Raw genomic sequence first — 17,769 nt, forward strand, 5'->3', positions numbered from 1 at the left:
GGGGGGATCCATGGGACGGGTGCCTGGGCGGGCCACGCTCAAGGAGGTGGCCGATCGGGCGGGCGTCTCCATCGGCACCGCGTCCGCCGTCTTCTCCGGCAAGTCCTGGGTCTCGCCGGACACCGGCTCCGCCGTGCGGCGGGCGGCCGAGGACCTCGGCTATCGGCCGCGGGCCCGCCGGGCGGTCAGGGAGAGCGGGCTGATCGGGTTCGTCTCCTCGGTGAGCGACATGTTCTCGCCGTCGAACCCGTACTACGCCCCCGTCCTGTCCGGGGCGCAGCAGGCCTGCGCGGAGCTGGGGCTGTCGATGACGTACGAGGTGGTCCACCCCGGCGGCGACCGGCTGCCGCTGTGCGTGGAGCGTGAGCAGGTCAGCGGCCTGCTGGTGCTGAGCTTCGCGCCCGACCGCGACTACCTGCGCCGGATCCTCGACGCGGGGGTCACCTGCGTGCTGCTGGAGCACGCCGTCGAGGAGCTGCCCGTCGACCACATCCGGCACGACGACGAGACCGGCGGCTACCTCGCCACCCGCCACCTGCTGGAGCTCGGCCACACCGACCCGCCGCCCGCCGTCATCACCGCCGACGACCGGATCGTGCCCGCCGCCCGGCGGCTGGCCGGATACCGGCGGGCGCTGGCCGAGCACGGGCTGCGCGTGCCCTCCTCCTACGTCAGGCGCAGCGACTTCAGCTCCGCGCTCGGTTACGAGCAGATGGCGGCCCTGCTCGCGCTGCCGAAGCCGCCGACCGCCGTGTTCTGCGCCAACGACGAGTCGGCCCTGGGCGCGCTGGACGCGCTGCGCGACCGCGGGCTGAGCGTCCCTGGCGACGTCAGCGTCATCGGCTACGACGACGTCGCCATGTCCGCGCACGCCTCGCCGCCGCTCACCACCATCGCGGCCGACAAGGAGCTGCTGGGCGCGCAGGCGGTCTGGCATCTGGTGCAGCGCATCCAGCGGCCCGGCATGACCAGCCGCGACACCAAGCTGGCGGTTCGGTTGGTGCGGCGCCGCTCCACGGCTGAACCTGCCGCTTGATCAGTACGTACCTCCACACATCGGACAAAGTGTGCCCATGGAGGTGTGGTGGAGCTCAGCCTTTTGCGCGCACAGGCGCACAGCCCCTCGTACTTTTCGCTGATGAGGGGTTCGGTGGGACAGAGCGCCCCGGTGGACTTCTGCATCCCGTGCAACCCGTATTTCCCGACCCCGGACATCTTCGATCACCTGGGCCGGAACCTGGAGACGATCCTCAAGTTCTACCCCAGCGACGCCGACACCATCACCGCGGAGCTCAGCTCCACGCTCGGCCTGCACCCCAAGACGGTCGCCATGGGCAACGGCTCCACCGAGCTGATCACCTGGATCGACCACCTGCTGGTGCGGGAGAGCCTGGCGGTGCCCATCCCCACCTTCGGCCGCTGGACCGACCAGCCGATGGAGACCGGCAAGCGGGTCGACATGTTCCCGCTGCTGGAGAACCGCAACTTCGGCCTCGACGTCAACGAGTACGTCTCCTTCATCCGGATGCGCGGTTCGCGGGTGGCGGTGATCTGCAATCCGAACAACCCGGACGGCGGCTACCTGCCCAAGCATGAGGTGCTGCGGCTGCTGGACGAGCTCATCGACCTCGACCTGGTGATCGTGGACGAGTCGTTCGGCGACTTCGTCGACGCCGAGCCGTACCCCGGCGTGGCCGCCGAGGCGGCGGTGCGGCCGAACGTGATCGTGCTGCGCAGCCTGGGCAAGAACTTCGGCCTGCACGGCATCCGCTTCGGCTACATGGTGGCCAATCCGGCGCTGGCGGGCAAGGTGCGCGACGCGCTGCCCAAGTGGAACCTCAACTCCTTCGCCGAGGTCGTCGTGTTCATGATGAAGCAGTTCATGGGCGAGTACCAGGAGAGCCTCAGGCGGCTGGCCCAGGACCGGCGGGCGATGTTCCACCAGCTCAGCTGCATGCCGGAGCTGTCGGTCTACGCCTCGCAGGGCAACTTCCTGCTGGTGAAGCTGCCCGCGGGGTTCGACGGGGTGCCGCTGCGTGACCACCTGCTCACCGAGCATGGCGTGTACGTGCGCGAATGCGGCAACAAGCTGGGGACGACCAGCCAGTTCCTGCGCCTGGTGGTGCGGCCGCAGGAGGACGTGCGCCGGCTGCTGGTCGGCATGACGCAGTTCCTCTACTCCGGCAGCCTGCACGAGACACCGGTCGTCGGCATGCACCATCGGCACGTGAACCCGCTGTCCGCCTGACGGCGGTCACCCGCCGCCGGCGGGCGCTCGCGGCAGCCGTCCGGTGGGCATGATGGAAGGAGGCTGAATCCCCCGAAAGGGTCCGCGTATGCCACGCTTAGGCTTCGCCGTCTCCTGCTCCCTCCTGCCGTTCGGATTCGGGCTCTCCATCGTCCTGGTGCTACTGCTGGAGTGGCTGCGACCCGACCTCATCCCGTTCGAGCTCGGCACCTTCTGGTACGTCGAGCAACCGGTCTGGACCGCCTTCACCGACTCGCTGCTGCTGGCTTGGCCGCCGATGGCCGCCGGGTTGCTGCTGACGCTGATCAAACTGCCACCTCACCGTCAGCTCCAGCGGCAGCTCGCCTGGGGCGACGTCCCGCCGCCGGGACGGGTCATCACGCTGGGCCCGTTCCAGCTCATCTTCCACAGCGCCCTGGAAGAGGTCCTGTTCCGGTGGCTGCTGTTCTACGCGGCCATCGCCGGGGCGGTGATCGCGGACTTCGTGGTGCTGGGCTTCGCCGGTCTGCACCCGATCCCGTGGATCTTCAACGAGGTGCTCATCCCGGTGACGGACTTCGCCACGGCCGGGCGGCTGCACGAGGTGCTGACCACCGCCCCGTGGGCGGTCGCCGCCGCCATCCTGACCAGCAACGGCCGCTTCCGCAACAGCCACACCTACCAGGGGCTGATCGGCTGGATCTGGTCGTGGTACCTGGGCATGTTCCTGTTCCTGGTCCTGTTCGAGCACGGCCTGGTGGCGGCGATCGCCGTGCACATCGCCTACAACCTGGCCACCCTCCTCCTGCACGTGGCGATCACCGGCGTGCTGCCCCGCATCCTGATCGAGTGAGCCGAACGTGGGTGTGCCGCACCCCGGAGAGCGGCGGTCTGGTTGCGGCGTTGGCGCCGGGTCAGGGTGGGGAGCATGACCGGCTCACCTTGGAAGGCACTGACCATGATCAGGAGACTGCTGCTCCTTCTCGTCGCCATGGGCGCCCTGAACGCCTGTGACCGTCCGGCCACGCCGCATCCGTACGTGGGGATGTGGGTGACCGCCGACGGGCGGATCCGGCAGGAGCTGCTGCCCGACGGGCGTTACGAGGAGGCACGGGACGGGCGCGAGCGCGCCTACACCGGCGGCTACACGGTGACCGGCGACCACATCGACTACGTGGACGACACCGGCTTCACCGCCGACGGCACCTTCGTCAGCCCGGACGTCCTCCACCACGGCGGCATGGTCATGCACCGCGAACGCTGACCGTACAGGCCTTCAGGCGCCTTAAGGCGTACGGGGCCGGGCGTCCGGACTTATGGCCGTACGGCGGGTGCTGGGGCTCAAGGCGGGCCGGGGAGGGCGACGCCTCGCGGGTGGGGGCCGCGAGGCGTCGCCGGGGCTCCTCGCATCAGGCGACGGAGACCATCAGGTGGGGCCCGTCAGCGGCCGGCGAAGTTCTGGGTCCAGAGGATCTGGCCCGAGGAGTTCTTGACCGCGCCGACGCCGATCAGGTTGTACCTGCAGTTCATGATGTTGGCCTTGTGGCCGGAACTGTTCATCCAGGAGCTCATCACGGAGGCGGGGGTCTGCTGGCCCTTGGCGATGTTCTCCGCCCAGCCTGAGCCGCCGGTGAAGCCGGCCGCCCGGATGCGGTCCAGGAAGCTGCGGCCGTCCTGTGAGGTGTGGCTGAAGTAGTTCCTGGCGGCCATGTCCGCGGAGTGGTCGACGGCGGCCTTGCGGAGCTGCGCGTCGTGCTTGAGCGGCTGGCAACCACCCTTCGCGCGCTCGGCGTTGGTGAGCCGGACGACCTCGTTCTCCTCGGCCGAACCGACCGTGCCCGACGGCGGCGCGGTGCTCGTCCGCGTCGGGGCCGGCGTGGACGTCGGCCTTGTGGTCGGCCGTGTCGTCGGCCGTGTCGTCGGCTTGGAGGACGGGACCGGCGTGGGGGTGACCGTGGTGGTCGGCGTGACGGTCGGCGTGGGGGTGTCCGTGGGGAAGCAGGACAGCCGGACCGGCCGGGACTTGCTGCTGTGGCCGCGGTAGTCCGTCGCCACCGCGTAGTAGACGCCCGGAGCGCAGGGCAGGGCGATGGTGACGCGGGCGTTGCGGGACTTCCTGGCGCCGCTCTTGACGACCGGGTCCGCGCCGGGCTGGGCGCGCTTGATCCGGACCCGGACGACGGCGTTGAACAGGCAGCCACGCCGGGTGGCGGACGCCTGGATCCTGCCGAAGTCGTTGACCTGCGGCTTGGCCACGGAGACGCGGCACGCTGCCTGCGACTCCGTCGCGGCGTGCGCCGTGGCGACGGGGGTCGACAGGGCGGCGACGCTGACGAGGCACGCGAGCACCCCTAAGGGTTTACGCATATGGGAATCCCTCCAGTTGCGGTTGATGCTGGATGGAATCCGCATTCTGTCGAGTGGGTAACCGCTCTGTCCTGAAATTACGGATATTGGGGTAAACCAAAGTGACACAAGAGGCGTCTAAGGGACCGGCCTGACCGCGCCACGCACGGCGACCGGGGCCGGTCGAAACCGGGCGGGGCGGGGCTCAGGACAGGCCGAAGACGTCCAGCAGCCCGGCGATGCGCAGCTGGTCGTACACCCTCGGGGTGGGCTCCACCACGGCGAAGGAAGCACCGACCTCCCAGGCCGCCTTCATCGCGTCGACCAGCACTCCGACCCCGGAGGAGTCCAGGAACGCCACCTCGGACATGTCGACGCGCACCGCGGCGGGCCGTTCCCCGGCGATCGCGGCGGAGATCGTCTCCCGTATCCGGGCCGCGTTGGTGAACTCGACCTCGCCGCGCAGCACCACCGGCAGCGTGCCGTCCGTCAATGTGCCGACCGACACCACGTCCATGTCGATTCCTCCTTCACCGATCGGAGCGGGCGGGCACCGAATCCGTAGGTGCTCGCTTGGTCACGTACCGCTAAGACCGGTTGATTGTGGGAATCTTCGCCATAATCATCCATATAAGGGTTTCTATCACCTCTTCCCGGTTCGTTACCCTCAGCAATCCTTCTGTCGCTGTGCACGGTGATCGTGCGAGCTCCCGGACCCGCCTCGGCGCCAGAGGCGGGCCCGGGACCTGGTCCGCCTAGCGAGCACCCATGAGGTGGTCCATCGCCAGCTGGTCCAGCTGCTCGAAGGCCATGCCGCGGGCGCCCGCCGCCTCGGCGTCGAAGTCCTCGTAGGCGGTGCGGTCGGCGAGCAGGTCGGACAGCGACTCGCCGGCCGCCAGGGTGGGCCTGGCCAGGTCGTCGAGCCTGGAGGCCCGCAGCGCCTCCTGGACCTCGGGGTCGGCGCGGAAGGACTGCGCGCGCTCCTTGAGGATCAGGTAGTTGCGCATGTTGCCGGCGGCCGACGCCCAGACGCCGTCGGAGTCCTCGGTACGCGGCGGCTTGAAGTCGAAGTGCCGCGGTCCCGCGTAACCGGCCGTCTCCAGCAGGTCCACCAGCCAGAAGGCGTCACGCAGGTTGCCCGAGCCGAAGCGCAGGTCCTGGTCGTACTTGATGCCGGTCTGGCCGTTCAGGTCGATGTGGAACAGCTTGCCGTGCCACAGCGCCTGGGCGATGCCGTGGGTGAAGTTGAGCCCGGCCATCTGCTCGTGGCCGGTCTCCGGGTTGACGCCGACGAGCTCGGGGTGCGCCAGCTCCTCGATGAACGCCAGCGCGTGGCCGACGGTCGGCAGCAGGATGTCGCCGCGCGGTTCGTTGGGCTTGGGCTCGACGGCGAAGCGCAGGTCGTAGCCCTGGGTGAGCACGTACTCACCGAGCAGGTCGAAGGCCTCCTTCATGCGGTCGAGGGCGAGGCGCACGTCCTTCGCGCCGCCGGTCTCGGCGCCCTCACGGCCGCCCCACGCGACGTACACCTGAGCGCCCAGCTCGACGGCGAGGTCGATGTTGCGGATGGTCTTGCGCAGCGCGAAGCGGCGCACGTCGCGGTCGTTGGCGGTGAAGCCGCCGTCCTTGAAGACCGGGTGCGTGAAGAGGTTGGTGGTGGCCATCGGCACCTTCAGGCCCGCCGCGTCCAGGGCCTGGCGGAAGCGCTTGACGTGGCTCTCCCGCTCGGTGTCGGTGGACCCGAAGGGGATCAGGTCGTCGTCGTGGAAGGTCACGCCGTACGCGCCGAGCTCGGCGAGCTTGTTGACGCTCTCGACCGGGTCGAGAGCGGGGCGGGTGGCGTCGCCGAACGGGTCGCGGCCCTGCCAGCCGACCGTCCAGAGGCCGAAGGTGAACTTGTGCTCGGGGCGGGGCGTGAGACTGTCAGTCATCGGGACTCCTATTCGTAAGGGCAAAAAACAAATTAATATGCGAAGGGTGGCGGTGGGAAGACCGCCCCCATGATCGTGAGGAGTGAGGCATGTCGCCACAGCGCGTCGTCATAGGCATCGACAGCTCTACCCAATCGTCGAAGGCCCTCGCCGTGGACGTGGACACCGGCGCGATCCTGGGTGAGGGACGTGCCGCGCACGTCGTGAGCTCAGGGGCGGGCCGGCAGAGCGATCCCGAGCAGTGGTGGCAGGCGCTGTGCGTGGCCGTCGAGGGCACCGGGCACGCCGCGGCGGCCCAGGCGGTCTCCGTCGGCGGGCAGCAGCACGGGCTGGTGACGCTGGACGCCGACGGCGCGCCCGTGCGCCCCGCGCTGCTCTGGAACGACGTCCGCTCCGCGGGCCAGGCCGCGAGCCTGGCCGCCAAGTACGGTGCGGACGAGCTGGCCCGGCGGACCGGCAGTGTGCCGACGGCCGCGTTCACCATCGCGAAATGGATGTGGCTGCGCGAGCACGAGCCCGCCGCGGCCGCCCGGGTCGCCGCCGTCCGGCTGCCGCACGACTACCTGACCGAGCGGCTCACCGGCGAGGCCGTCACCGACCGGGGCGACGCCTCCGGCACCGGCTGGTGGACGCCCGAGGGCTACGACACCGAGCTGCTGCGCGGTGCCGAGCTGGACCCGGCGATGCTGCCGCGGGTGGTCTCCGGCCTCGCGGGCACCGTACGGGCGGGCGGCCCGCTGGCCGAGGGCACGAAGGTCGCCTCCGGGACCGGCGACAACATGGCCGCCGCCCTCGGCCTCGGCGTGCGGCCGGGGACGCCGGTGCTCAGCCTCGGCACCTCGGGCACCGTCTACGCCGTCTCCCGCGCGCGCCCGCAGGATCCGACGGGGATCGTGGCGGGCTTCGCCGACGCCCTCGGCAACTGGCTGCCGCTCGCCTGCACCCTCAACTGCACCCAGGCCGTCGACAAGATCGCCGAGCTGCTGGGGCGTGACCGGGAGGCCGTCGAGCCCGGCGGCGAGGCGGTCGTGCTGCCGTTCCTCGACGGCGAGCGGACGCCCAACCTGCCGCACGCCGCCGGACTGCTGTACGGCCTGCGCCACGACACCACCGCCGGGCAACTGCTCCAGGCGGCCTACGACGGCACCGCGGCCGCGCTGCTGGGCGCGCTGGACGACGTGCTGCGGGCGGGCGGCGAACAGCCGGACCCCGACGTGCCACTGCTGCTCATCGGCGGCGGCGCGAGGGGCACCGCCTGGCGTGAGACGATCCGCAGACTGTCCGGACGGCCCGTGCTGGTGCCCGCCGCGGCCGAACTCGTCGCCCTGGGGGCCGCGGCGCAGGCGGCGGCGCTGGTCACCGGGGAGGCGCCGGACGAGGTGTCCCGCCGCTGGGGGACGGCGCAAGGAGAGCTGCTGGACCCGCTGCCCAGGGACGTCGAGACGGTGGAACGGATCGCCGCCACCCTGCCCCGGGCCGAGCCACTCTTCACCGCACCTTGATCAGCGACAACCCGGAGAACACGAGACGCGACCACCGGATCGCCACCGGCGAAGCCCCGGCACCCCACGTCGAGCCGAGCGACGAGCCCAGCGGTGCCGTGGCGCCGCGCGTCGGGCCGGGTGGTGAGTCTGGTGGTGCCGTGGCCTCGCGTGTTGGGCCGGGTGGTGAGCCTGGTGGTGCTGTGGCGCCGCGTGTCGGGCCGGGTGGTGAGTCTGGTGGTGCTGTGGCCTCGCGTGTTGGGCTGGGTGGGGCTGCGGCGCCGCGTGGGCGGCCCGCGTCGCAGCAGGGTATGCGGCAGCACAATCTCGCCCTGGTGATGGGCACGGTCGCCGCCCATGGCCCGATCTCGCGGGCGGCGGTGGCCGGGCACACCGGCTTGACCAGGGCCGCCGTCTCCAGCCTGGTGGACGAACTGCTGGCCGGCGGGCTGCTGACCGAGCTCGGGCCCGCCGCCAACGGCAGGGTCGGGCGACCGGGCAGCGCGCTGGAGGTCAGCGAGCGCGGTCCCGCGGGGCTCGGGCTGGAGGTCGGCGTCGAGCACCTGGGCGCGTGCGTCACCGATCTGCGCGGTGCCGTCCGGGTCTGGATCCGGGTGGAGAGCGCCAACGCGGCGCTCACCCCCGCCGAGGCGCTGACCCGCCTGTCCGCCCTGGCCGACGACGCCACCCAGCAGGCCGCCGCCCTCGGGCTGCGGCCGGTGGCGGCGATCGTGGCGGTGCCCGGCCTGGTCGGTGACGTGCCCGGCACCGTGGACCACGCGCCCAACCTCGGCTGGCACGACGTCCCCGTCGCCGCGCTGTGGCCCGGCGAGCTGCCGCTCAGGGTGGAGAACGAGGCCAACCTGGGCGCGCTCGCCGAGCTGTGGGCACATCCGGTGGCCGCCGACTTCGTCCACGTCTCGGCGGAGAGCGGCATCGGCGCCGCCCTGGTCGTCGGCGGACGGCTGTTCAGCGGCGCGCGGGGACTCGCGGGCGAGCTCGGGCACATGCCCGTCCACCCGGAGGGCCATCCGTGCTCCTGCGGGGCCCGCGGCTGCCTGGAGCAGTACGCCGGCAAGTCAGCGGTCCTCCGCATGGCAGGCGTACCCGCCGAGAACGGCACCGGCAGCGCTGCCGCGGGTACACCCGCCGCAGGTGGCGCCAGCGGTGCGGTGGAGGCTGTGGCCGGCCGGGGTGGTGTTGAGGGGGTCAACGGACTGGGGGTCGCCTCCGGTGCCGGTGCGGCAGGGTTCGGGCAGCGGGGGGTCTCTGGGGGGCGGCGCGATGTGATCGAGATGCTCGCGGTCCGGGCGGGGGAGGGGGACGCTCGGGTGCTGGACGCGCTGGATCAGGCGGGCACGGCGCTGGGCACGGCGCTCGCCGGGGCGGTCAACCTGCTCGACCCGGCGGCCGTGGTGCTCGGCGGCGCTTACGCCGAGTTGGGCACGTGGCTGCTGCCGTCGATGCGGCGCGAGCTGGCCGAGCGGGTCACCGTACGGTCGTGGGACTCCGGCGCGCTGACCGTCTCCGAGCTGGGCAGGCGCGGGCCGCTGCTGGGCGCGGCGCTGGTCACGGTCCGCGCCATCGTGGAGGACCCGGCCGCCCTGTGGTCGTGATCGGGCCCGGCCGGGGTCGCGGCGTACAAAGGCTGTGACACCGGGCCGCCGTCGGCGGGCCAGGCGCCCGAGGGCTGTGACGCCCGCCGGGCCGCCGCTGGCGGGCCAGGCGTCCGAGGGGTCAGCGGCGGCGTAGGAGCACCACGATCGCGCCCGCCGTGGCGATGGCGAGCAGGCCCGCCGCGCCGAGCACCCAGACCAGGTCGCCGTCCTGTACGGCGGGCGCGTCGGTCCCGGCGTTCGCCACGGCCGGCGTGTCGTCGGGGGCCTCGGCGTCCCCCACGTCGGGGGCAGTGGCGTCCGCCGCGTCGGGCGTGGCCACGGAGGTGGGTTCGGCAACGGCCGCGTCGGGGGTCTCCACGGAGGCAGGCTCGGCGTCCGCCGCGTCGGAAGTCCGCGCGGAGGGGGACTCGGCATCGGCCGCGTCGCCGAAGACCACGTCGGAGCAGGAGTAGTACGTGTCCGGCGTGTCGGAGTTCTGCCAGATCGTGTAGATCAGGTGGCGGCCGTTCTTGCCGGCGGGCAGGCGGCCCTTCATGGTGTACGACCCGTCCGTCAGCAGCGGATCGGTGACCTTGAGAAAGGGCTTTCGCTCCAGGTCCGACCAGGTCAGCGGCCGGGACGGGTCGTAGCCGTCCGCCGTGACGTACATCCGGAAGGTCCCCTGATGCGGGATCGTGCCCCGATACCGGAAGGTGTAGTTCGCGCCTGGCGCCAGGTCGGTGGCGGGCCAGTCGGCGCGGGCCAGATCGAGGCCGCCGAACTGGTCGAGGCCGCCGCTGCACAACTTCCCGTCCGGGATCATCTCGCGGTCCCTGCCCGCGACGTCGGCCACCCGCAGGTCGTCCCATTCCTCGACCATCAGCCGGCCGCTCACCTTGGCGGCGGCCACGCAGGCGGGCCCGGCCTTCAGCGTGCTCTCCACCCCGCAGGCCGCCGCCCGGCTGACCGGGCTGGTCAGCCCCCCGTGCACCACCTGGACCCCATGCGCCGACGCCTCCTGCGCGACGGCCACCCCCGTGGCCGACAGGGCCGGCAGCAGCAGGCCCGCCCCGAGCACGGCGGTGCCCACGATCCGGTGAAGCACGGCCACGTCGAAGACCTCCTCAGCGAGACAGCAACCCGTCCTCGTACAGGTACGAGCCGCCCGCCGGACAAGTTCACGCAAGGGCGCCAAGCGCGGTTACCCGCCGGACGGACGGGATCATCATGCGGGCCTACGCCGAGGCGGTCGGGGGTGGGTGGCGCGCTCGGGTGGGGCTGAGCGGACTGAGCGGTGATTGGTAGCGAATCGGACTGGGAACTGAGCGCCGATCCGCCCCATCCTGGCATTCGTGATCAGGGGGAAAGAACAAGCACCGTACGTCAGCCGCAGGCGGCGCTCGGCCAGGCTGTACGAGCTGGACGGGTTACGCCTGGTGGCCGCCCTGTGCGTGGTGGTGTTCCACTACGCCTTCTCCGGGCCGGTGGGCGGACACAGCACGGTGGCGTTCCCCGAGCTCGAAGGCGTCGCGCGCTACGGCTATCTCGGCGTGGACCTGTTCTTCCTGATCAGCGGCTTCGTGGTGCTGATGAGCGCGTGGGGCAGGACCCCCCGCGCCTTCGCGGTGTCCAGGCTGGCCCGGCTCTACCCGGCCTACTGGGTCGGGATCGCGGCCACCACGCTGGTGACGGTGACGCTGGGCGCCGGCATGTTCGACGTCTCCCTCTATCAGGTGCTGGTCAACCTGACGATGTTCCAGGCCGTGCCGAACGTGGCCAACGTGGACGTCGTCTACTGGACGCTGTGGACCGAGATGAGGTTCTACTTCCTCATCGGCCTCCTGACCCTGGTCGGCATGACCAGGACGCGGGTCATGATCCTGATGTGGGGATGGCTGGGCCTGACCGCCCTGGTCCAGACCGGGCTGCTGCCGGGGGCGGCCGACCTGGTCGTGCAGTCGGAGTTCTCGCACTACTTCATCGCCGGGATGGCGCTGTTCCTGCTGTACGAGTACGGGCTCAACTGGCAGGTCGCCTTGATCGTCCCCCTCTGCCTGGGCAACGCCGCCTACCGGGCCATCGGGTACGCCGACTCGGTGGGCAAGCGTTACGGGGTGGCGTACGACTCCGTGGTCGTCGTCGCGGTGGTCGTGGTGATCTTCCTGATCATGACGCTGATCGCCCTGCGGGTGCTCCAGCGGCTGGCCCGGCCATGGCTGGCCACCGCCGGAGCGCTGACGTACCCGCTCTACCTGCTGCACGCCCACATCGGGTTCATCCTGATCAACCGGATCGGGGACTCGGTGAACCGGTACGTGCTGGTGACCGGGCTGATCGCGGTGATGCTCCTGGCCGCCTACGCCGTGTACCGCTGGGTGGAGCGGCCCGTCGGCCCGCTGATCAGGCGTCTGGCGGGGCCTCGGGCACCTCGTACACCTCCCGATGCCACAGTCTCTCCGCCACTCGCTCCAGCCCGCCCGCAAGGTGGCGCCTGAACGTGCTGATCGGCAGCCCGAGACGCTCGGCGGCGGCCTCCTGGGTGGGCACCCGGCTGAGGTAGGCGGAGACCACGGCCTGATGCTGGCGGACCGCCCGTGGATCCGCGCCCACCTGCTCGACCGCCTCCTCGAGCAGCTCGCGCAGCGCCTGGGCGGGGTCCGGCGAGGGATGGCCGGCCACCAGCCTGGTGCGGGTCAGCGGGTTGCCGACCAGCGCTCCCGGCCGCGACAGGCTGCGCATCGCCTCGCGTACGGCGGAGTCGAACTCGGGCCGCGACAGCACCCGCAGACCGGACGGCTCCGGCGGCGCGGTGGCCTGCGGGCCGGACTGCCCGCGCCGCCCCATGCGCTCCAGCCACGCCTCCGCGGTCGTGACGCGCCAGTCGTGGGCGAACAAGCCGTAGGTCTCCTCGCCGCGACGCAGCCGTACGGCGAGGTCGTGCAGGTCGTGGTGGCGCAGGTAGCGGCGCCAGGAGTCCGGGTCCCGCATCACCATGAACGCCCAGGCCAGGCGGTCGGCCCGCAGGCACTCGCCGATGGCGCGCCACTGGACCAGGTCCATCACCGGCGAGGGCCCCTGATGGGCGGGCACCACCCAGGCGCGGCAGAGGGCGACGTGCTCTCCGGGCCGCAGGGGGGCGGTGGCCCGGATGTGCTCCCAGGCCGGGCCCAGCATCACGTCGGCGGCCAGCTCCTCCTCGCTGGGCTCGGCCAGCACCAGCCACGCCATCAAGCCGACGGGCTCGCCCGTCTCGGTGTCGCGGTGCACCCAGAAGGACTCCGGCCGCCGGCTCGTCCAGAACGCGGCGTCGGCCGCCGACTCCGGGCCCTCCGCCTCGGCCACCATGCGCAGTACCTGGGCCCGGTCCTCGGGCCGGAAGGGCTCCTCGTGCACCTCGCCGTCGCCTTGCCAGCCCTGGAACTTCGAGGTCACCCCGTCGCCGCGGTGCAGGTAGAACAGCGAGCCCATGGCCGCCGGCGCGGCCTGGTCGCCGGCCACGCGCACCCGCGCGGCCAGGTGCGCGTGGATGCGGCGGTGCATGGTCGCGTACCCCTCGGGGTCGCGCCAGCGCAGATCGGCCTCCAGCGCGTCTCTGACCACCTCGTGCGGGAACAGGCCGTGCCGGTTCGACTCGATGAACGGCAGCCTGCGCAGCCACTCGAACAGCGGCCCGGCGTCCTGCGGCAGCACCGCGCGCAGCAGCTCCTCGGTGGTCGTCCTGGCGTGCGCGCACACCTCCAGCGCGCGGCGGTGCGCCGGCGACGGCACCTCGCCGACGAGCTGGTCCAGCAGCGTCTTCGCGACGTCCTTGCGCAGCGTCCAGCGGACCGAGGCCCGCTCGTCCTTGGCCGCGACCGCGGCGCCCAGGCAGAGCGCCAGCGGGTGCCCGCCGGCGAAGGCCAGCAGGGGCTCGCGCAGCTCGGACGCCACCCCGCGGGCGTCGATCAGCTCCATGGCCTCCTCCGGAGCCAGCGGGCGCAGCGGGATCACCCGCAGCACCTCCGCCCAGCCCGGGTCGGCCTGCCAGCGCAGGTCGGGCGGGTTCCGGCCGGCCACGACCACCAGCGCCCCCACCGGCACGCGCGGCAGAAACCGCTCTCTCAGCCAGCCCGCCAAGCCCTGGCAGAGCTCGAAGGTGTCCACCAGGAGCACCACCCGCTCGCCGGTCAGCACCTCGCCGGCCTGCGCCTCGAAGGCGGCGGGGGAGGGGTCCACGGTGTGCCCGTCAACGGTCACCACCCGCCGGCCGGCCGCTCTGGCCTCGGTGGCGAAGCGCCGTAACAGCGCCGACTTGCCGATGCCGCCGGGTCCGTGCACATACAGCACCCCGAACGACCCGTCCGCGCCGAGCGTCGCGCGGAAGAGAGCGAGCTCCTCGCCGCGCCCCACGAACGCGCGGTCGCGAGCGGCCTGTATGCGCTGCCCCAGCGATGAATATTCCCCGTCAAGACTGGACAACATGCAGCAACCCTAACTTTTCGCTTGTGGTCAGGATTGCGTAAAAGGGCACAGTGCTTGTGTATTTTTCAGCAATTGTTGGCTAGCGCGCCGTCTCGACGCCCTGAACTGGCCACATGCCGACGTGGTGTGGGGGACGGGGGGTCGTGGTAGGCTGATCCGTGTGTTCGCAGTTCTGGTACCCATGGATTTCGTGTGCGCCTGACGGGATGTAAGCCCTCGGGCGCATTTGTCTTTTCGCCGGTCATTTCCGGATGGGTCGATTGCGGCGACATGGAGTTCGTGACCTGCGGATTCCGTCTTTTGCGCCTATGAAGGAGATCGACATGGCGACTGGCACCGTTAAGTGGTTCAACAGCGAAAAGGGCTTCGGCTTCATCGAGCAGGACGGCGGCGGCGCCGACGTCTTCGCTCACTACTCCAACATCGCCTCTCAGGGCTACCGCGAGCTGCGGGAAGGCCAGAAGGTCAGCTTCGACGTCACCCAGGGCCAGAAGGGCCCGCAGGCGGAGAACATCGTTCCCGTCTAAGGACGACGCACCTGCACGACCTGGGGCCCGCACCTTCTCGAAGGTGCGGGCCTTCGTGCTGTCACGCTCCCCGCAGCAGCTCCCGGGCCTGCTCGACGACCGCGTCGACCGGGATGTCCGCCACCCACGACGGGTCGTGCGCGCAGCGCTCCGCCGCGGGGTCGAGCCCGCCGGCGCCGCACACCGGGCACGCCGCCGTCCAGGAGACCAGCGGCCGGTGCCGGGACCTGGTGAGCGGCCCGGCGTTGATCAGGTTGCCGCACCAGTAGATCCCCACCGTCGCCGTGCCGACGGCCGCGGCCAGGTGCCGGGGCCCGGTGTCGTTGGCGACCAGCAGATCGCACCGCGCGTACAGCGCGGCCAGCCCGCCGACGCCGAGCGCGCCCGCGAGCGGCACGGCCGGGCGCCGCATCGCCTCGGTGACCCGCTCCACCAGCTCACGCTCCGCCTCGCTGCCGGTCACCACGATCGGCCGGTCGAGCCGGTCACCGACCGCCGCGAAGAACTCCGCGGGCCAGCGCCGCCGCGGATCCATGGCGCCGGGATGCAGCGCCACCAGCCCGGCCGGCGGCTCACCGAGCGCCGCCGCCACCTCGGCGGCGTCGGCCCCGGTGCGGGCCACCCACGGTTCGAGCCGGCCCGCGACCCCGCCGACCAGCGCCGCCACCTCCAGGAAACGCAACGTCTCATGCTGGTACGGCACGTACGGCACCCACCGGTCGAGCGGCTCCGCGTCCGGGGTGCGCAGGCCCGCGGTCGTCCGGGCCCCCAGCCCTCGGACGAACGGGTTGGAATACCGCCCGCCGCCGTGAATCTGCACCGCCAGCCCGAACCGGCGCTCCCGCAGCCGCTCGAACAGCTCGGCCGGCGCCCGATGACCGGCCTCCATGGTGGACACCCCGGTGATCGGCGGCAGCACCACCACCTCGTCCACCGGCCCGGGACGCCCGTCCAGGAACGCGGCGTGCCACGCCGTCCCGAGCAGCGTCATCGAGGCGCCCGGATAGGCGGCCTTGAGCGCCTCCAGGGCCGGCAGCGCCAGCAGGAAGTCGCCCAGGGCGTTGGCGCGCAGCACCGCGATCCGCTCGATCCCGTCCAGCCGCGCGGTCCGGTCCACCGCCGCTCACCCGCCGCGATCGATCCGCGGACGGTGGCCAGCGCCGGTCACCGGGGTCCCGCCGAGTCCGGTGCGGGCAGGGAGCGCACGCGTTCGATGATGGCCGTCGTGGACCGGTCGGAGACGTACTCCAGCACCATGACCTCGCCCCCCATGGCCCTGACCAGCGGGGCCTCCGGCAGCATGTCCGGGGTGTAGTCGCCGCCCTTGACGTACAGGTCGGGCCGGACCATGCGCAGCAGCCGCTCGGGCGTGTCCTCGTCGAAGCCGGTCACGTAGTCGACGAAGGTGAGCGCGGCCAGCACGGACATGCGGTCCTCGCAGGAGTTGATCGGCCGTCCCGGGCCCTTCAGCCGCGCCGTGCTCGCGTCGCTGTTGACCGCCACGACCAGCACGTCCCCGAGCCGCGAGGCCTCCTCCAGGTAGCTCACGTGCCCCCGGTGCAGCACGTCGAAGCAGCCGTTGGTGAACACGATCCGCTGCCCGCGCCGCCGGTGCCCGTCCAGTCGGTGCGCCAGCCGGTCGGCGGCCTGCACCGGGCCGTCCGCGCGCCCGCCGGTCCGCCGCAGCTCCCGGAGCAGCTCCTGCCGGGTGCAGGTGGCGGTGCCCGGCCGCCGCACCACCACGCCGGCGGCGGCCTGCGCCGCCCGCGCGGCGTGCTCGGGCGTGGCGCCGCCCGCCAGCCACAGCGCGAAGGCGGCCGTGTAGGTGTCGCCCGCCCCCGTCGCCATGTGGTCGGGCGCGGGCTCGGCATAGGTGCGGTACGGCGGGTGTCCCGGCCGGTGCAGCAGCGTTCCCTCGCCGTCGAGGGTCGTCACCACCATGCCGGCGCCGGACTCGGCCAGCAGCCGCGCCGAGCGCTGGGTGAGAAAGCTCACCCGGTCGGCCACGTCGCCGTCCTCACGCAGGAGCTCCAGCACCTCTCCGTAGTTCGGCAGCACGACGGCGGGCCCGCACGCCCGCCAGGGGGTGATCGCGTGCGCGTCCACGACCAGCAGGGGCACCCCGGCCAGCGCCTCCCGGACGGCGGGCGTACAGACTCCGCCGCCGTAGTCGCAGGCGATCACCACGTCGGCGCCCGGAAGCGCCCGCTCGAGCTCGGCGAGGAGCCGTGCCTGCGCCGCGCCGGTGATCGGCTCGCGGTCCTCCTCGTCATAGCGGGCGACGAGCTGCTCGCCGACCATGAGCCGCCGCTTGTGGGGGGTACGGCGGCCCGGCACGGTCACCGTACGGGCATCGACGCCGAGCAGGGCGAGCGCCCGGCCGAGCCGGTCGGCACAGGCGTCGTCCCCCACCGCGCCGATGAGCCGGACGCGGGCGCCGAGCGCGACCAGGTTGGCGGCCGTGTTGCCGGCGCCGCCGGGCGCCTCCTCGGTGGCCTCGACGCTGACCACCGGTACGGGAGCCTCCTGCGCGATCCGCTTGACCGGCCCGCGCAGCCAGGAGTCGAGCATCACGTCACCCACGACCACGGCGTCGACGTCGCGGTCCGTGTGGTCGTCGTCCATGATGTCGCGTTCCATAGCCGGGCGACTACCTGGAGAGACGACTCTCAAACAATGCGTCGCCAAGATAGCCCGCCAACAGTCCGAAAATATGCATCTTTATGGTCTTATGTCGGATTCATCGGGTGAGGCGTTTCCCCGCCTGGGCAGGACGGGTGGCGGAGGGGCTTCGCCCTGTCGAGGAGGTGGCGTGATGAACCAGTACGCGGTGCTCATCTACGAGGCCGTGCCGCCTGCCGAGCTTCCGCCGGAGGTCCAGCACGCGCACGAGCGGCTCCCCGCCCGCATCGCCGAGCTCGGCGGCCGGGTCGTCGCCGAACTGGCGCTGGAACAGCCCGAGACGGCGACGACCGTGCGCGGCGGCCTGGTGACCGACGGCCCGTTCGTGGAGACGAAGGAGGCGGTGGCCGGCGTCTTCGTGCTCGAAGCCCGCAACCACGACCATGCCGTGAAACTCGCCGAGCTCACCCCGGTCGTGAGCGGCGGCGTGGAGGTCCGCCCCCTGTTCGGCTTCCAGACCGCCCCGACCGACTGAGCGACCCGGCTGACCTCGCTGAGCGACACGGTCGCGGCCGC

At 72.0% G+C, this 17,769-nt stretch carries 16 protein-coding genes; 9 read left to right on the forward strand and 7 right to left on the reverse strand.

Annotated elements, in window-relative coordinates; genetic code table 11:
• The first annotated feature begins 10 nt into the window (after positions 1-10).
• The 4 genes from IEY87_RS21025 (at position 11) to IEY87_RS21040 (ending at position 3,491) form a co-directional block, all read left to right on the forward strand.
• Positions 11-1,036 (forward strand): LacI family DNA-binding transcriptional regulator, encoded by a 1,026-nt coding sequence (locus IEY87_RS21025; protein ID WP_189140434.1) that lies wholly within the window; start codon positions 11-13, stop codon positions 1,034-1,036.
• A 102-nt stretch (positions 1,037-1,138) separates the two neighbouring features.
• Entirely contained in the window at positions 1,139-2,248 is a 1,110-nt protein-coding gene (locus IEY87_RS21030; protein WP_189140435.1) for a pyridoxal phosphate-dependent aminotransferase, read from the forward strand.
• Between the two features lie 88 nt (positions 2,249-2,336).
• On the forward strand, positions 2,337-3,080 hold the full coding sequence (locus IEY87_RS21035; protein WP_189140436.1) for a hypothetical protein: 744 nt from the start codon (positions 2,337-2,339) through the stop codon (positions 3,078-3,080).
• Between the two features lie 75 nt (positions 3,081-3,155).
• Positions 3,156-3,491, forward strand: coding sequence for an Atu4866 domain-containing protein (locus tag IEY87_RS21040; RefSeq protein ID WP_189140437.1), 336 nt, complete (start codon positions 3,156-3,158; stop codon positions 3,489-3,491).
• Positions 3,492-3,667: 176 nt separating this feature from the next.
• Here IEY87_RS21040 and IEY87_RS21045 read toward each other — a convergent pair whose 3' ends face one another.
• From IEY87_RS21045 to xylA, 3 genes are all read right to left on the reverse strand, one after another.
• Positions 3,668-4,594 carry a CAP domain-containing protein gene (locus IEY87_RS21045; RefSeq protein ID WP_189140438.1) on the reverse strand — a complete coding sequence of 309 codons (927 nt, stop codon included), beginning with the start codon at positions 4,592-4,594 and terminating at the stop codon, positions 3,668-3,670.
• Between the two features lie 184 nt (positions 4,595-4,778).
• A complete protein-coding gene (locus IEY87_RS21050) occupies positions 4,779-5,090 on the reverse strand; it encodes an STAS domain-containing protein (protein WP_189140439.1) in 312 nt (103 codons plus the stop codon).
• 238 nt (positions 5,091-5,328) lie between these two features.
• Positions 5,329-6,504, reverse strand: a complete 1,176-nt coding sequence (gene xylA, locus IEY87_RS21055; RefSeq protein WP_189140440.1) for a xylose isomerase — start codon at positions 6,502-6,504, stop codon at positions 5,329-5,331.
• 89 nt (positions 6,505-6,593) lie between these two features.
• Here xylA and xylB point away from each other — a divergent pair, with 89 nt between their 5' ends.
• Both xylB and IEY87_RS21065 read left to right on the forward strand, forming a co-directional pair.
• Positions 6,594-8,006 carry a xylulokinase gene (xylB, locus tag IEY87_RS21060; protein ID WP_189140441.1) on the forward strand — a complete coding sequence of 471 codons (1,413 nt, stop codon included), beginning with the start codon at positions 6,594-6,596 and terminating at the stop codon, positions 8,004-8,006.
• 290 nt (positions 8,007-8,296) lie between these two features.
• On the forward strand, positions 8,297-9,601 hold the full coding sequence (locus IEY87_RS21065) for an ROK family transcriptional regulator (RefSeq protein ID WP_189140442.1): 1,305 nt from the start codon (positions 8,297-8,299) through the stop codon (positions 9,599-9,601).
• Between the two features lie 121 nt (positions 9,602-9,722).
• Here the strand turns inward: IEY87_RS21065 and IEY87_RS21070 are convergent, their stop codons facing one another.
• Positions 9,723-10,694: a lytic polysaccharide monooxygenase auxiliary activity family 9 protein gene (locus IEY87_RS21070; RefSeq protein WP_225277214.1), complete on the reverse strand. Its 972-nt coding sequence runs from the start codon at positions 10,692-10,694 to the stop codon at positions 9,723-9,725.
• 241 nt (positions 10,695-10,935) lie between these two features.
• Between IEY87_RS21070 and IEY87_RS21075 the strand changes: the two genes are divergently transcribed.
• Complete coding sequence (locus IEY87_RS21075; protein WP_189140443.1) at positions 10,936-12,078, forward strand: acyltransferase family protein; 1,143 nt, start codon at positions 10,936-10,938, stop codon at positions 12,076-12,078.
• Here the strand turns inward: IEY87_RS21075 and IEY87_RS21080 are convergent.
• The gene (locus tag IEY87_RS21080) at positions 11,984-14,044 is read right to left on the reverse strand and encodes an ATP-binding protein (protein ID WP_189140444.1); all 2,061 of its coding nucleotides are present in this window, start codon (positions 14,042-14,044) and stop codon (positions 11,984-11,986) included. The genes IEY87_RS21075 and IEY87_RS21080 overlap by 95 nt on opposite strands.
• A gap of 323 nt (positions 14,045-14,367) precedes the next feature.
• Between IEY87_RS21080 and IEY87_RS21085 the strand changes: the two genes are divergently transcribed.
• The gene (locus IEY87_RS21085; protein WP_189140445.1) at positions 14,368-14,571 is read left to right on the forward strand and encodes a cold-shock protein; all 204 of its coding nucleotides are present in this window, start codon (positions 14,368-14,370) and stop codon (positions 14,569-14,571) included.
• Positions 14,572-14,632: 61 nt separating this feature from the next.
• Here IEY87_RS21085 and IEY87_RS21090 read toward each other — a convergent pair whose 3' ends face one another.
• On the reverse strand, positions 14,633-15,688 hold the full coding sequence (locus tag IEY87_RS21090) for a glycosyltransferase family 9 protein (protein WP_189140446.1): 1,056 nt from the start codon (positions 15,686-15,688) through the stop codon (positions 14,633-14,635).
• A gap of 47 nt (positions 15,689-15,735) precedes the next feature.
• Positions 15,736-17,211 (reverse strand): D-glycero-beta-D-manno-heptose 1-phosphate adenylyltransferase, encoded by a 1,476-nt coding sequence (gene rfaE2, locus IEY87_RS21095; protein ID WP_225277215.1) that lies wholly within the window; start codon positions 17,209-17,211, stop codon positions 15,736-15,738.
• Positions 17,212-17,386: 175 nt separating this feature from the next.
• Here rfaE2 and IEY87_RS21100 point away from each other — a divergent pair, with 175 nt between their 5' ends.
• Positions 17,387-17,728, forward strand: a complete 342-nt coding sequence (locus IEY87_RS21100) for a YciI family protein (protein ID WP_189140729.1) — start codon at positions 17,387-17,389, stop codon at positions 17,726-17,728.
• Positions 17,729-17,769: the final 41 nt, after the last annotated feature.

The organism is Nonomuraea glycinis (assembly GCF_014646515.1).
In the GTDB taxonomy this organism is placed as follows: Bacteria; Actinomycetota; Actinomycetes; order Streptosporangiales; family Streptosporangiaceae; genus Nonomuraea; species Nonomuraea glycinis.

Excerpts from the sequence above, each read along its gene's own strand:
- IEY87_RS21025 (WP_189140434.1), top strand. The coding sequence starts at position 11 with ATGGGACGGGTGCCTGGGCGGGCCACGCTCAAGGAGGTGGCCGATCGG.
- IEY87_RS21030 (WP_189140435.1), top strand. The coding sequence starts at position 1,139 with ATGAGGGGTTCGGTGGGACAGAGCGCCCCGGTGGACTTCTGCATCCCG.
- IEY87_RS21035 (WP_189140436.1), top strand. The coding sequence starts at position 2,337 with ATGCCACGCTTAGGCTTCGCCGTCTCCTGCTCCCTCCTGCCGTTCGGA.
- IEY87_RS21040 (WP_189140437.1), top strand. The coding sequence starts at position 3,156 with ATGACCGGCTCACCTTGGAAGGCACTGACCATGATCAGGAGACTGCTG.
- IEY87_RS21045 (WP_189140438.1), bottom strand. The coding sequence starts at position 4,594 with ATGCGTAAACCCTTAGGGGTGCTCGCGTGCCTCGTCAGCGTCGCCGCC.
- IEY87_RS21050 (WP_189140439.1), bottom strand. The coding sequence starts at position 5,090 with ATGGACGTGGTGTCGGTCGGCACATTGACGGACGGCACGCTGCCGGTG.
- xylA (WP_189140440.1), bottom strand. The coding sequence starts at position 6,504 with ATGACTGACAGTCTCACGCCCCGCCCCGAGCACAAGTTCACCTTCGGC.
- xylB (WP_189140441.1), top strand. The coding sequence starts at position 6,594 with ATGTCGCCACAGCGCGTCGTCATAGGCATCGACAGCTCTACCCAATCG.
- IEY87_RS21065 (WP_189140442.1), top strand. The coding sequence starts at position 8,297 with ATGCGGCAGCACAATCTCGCCCTGGTGATGGGCACGGTCGCCGCCCAT.
- IEY87_RS21080 (WP_189140444.1), bottom strand. The coding sequence starts at position 14,044 with ATGTTGTCCAGTCTTGACGGGGAATATTCATCGCTGGGGCAGCGCATA.
- IEY87_RS21085 (WP_189140445.1), top strand. The coding sequence starts at position 14,368 with ATGGCGACTGGCACCGTTAAGTGGTTCAACAGCGAAAAGGGCTTCGGC.
- rfaE2 (WP_225277215.1), bottom strand. The coding sequence starts at position 17,211 with ATGGAACGCGACATCATGGACGACGACCACACGGACCGCGACGTCGAC.
- IEY87_RS21100 (WP_189140729.1), top strand. The coding sequence starts at position 17,387 with ATGAACCAGTACGCGGTGCTCATCTACGAGGCCGTGCCGCCTGCCGAG.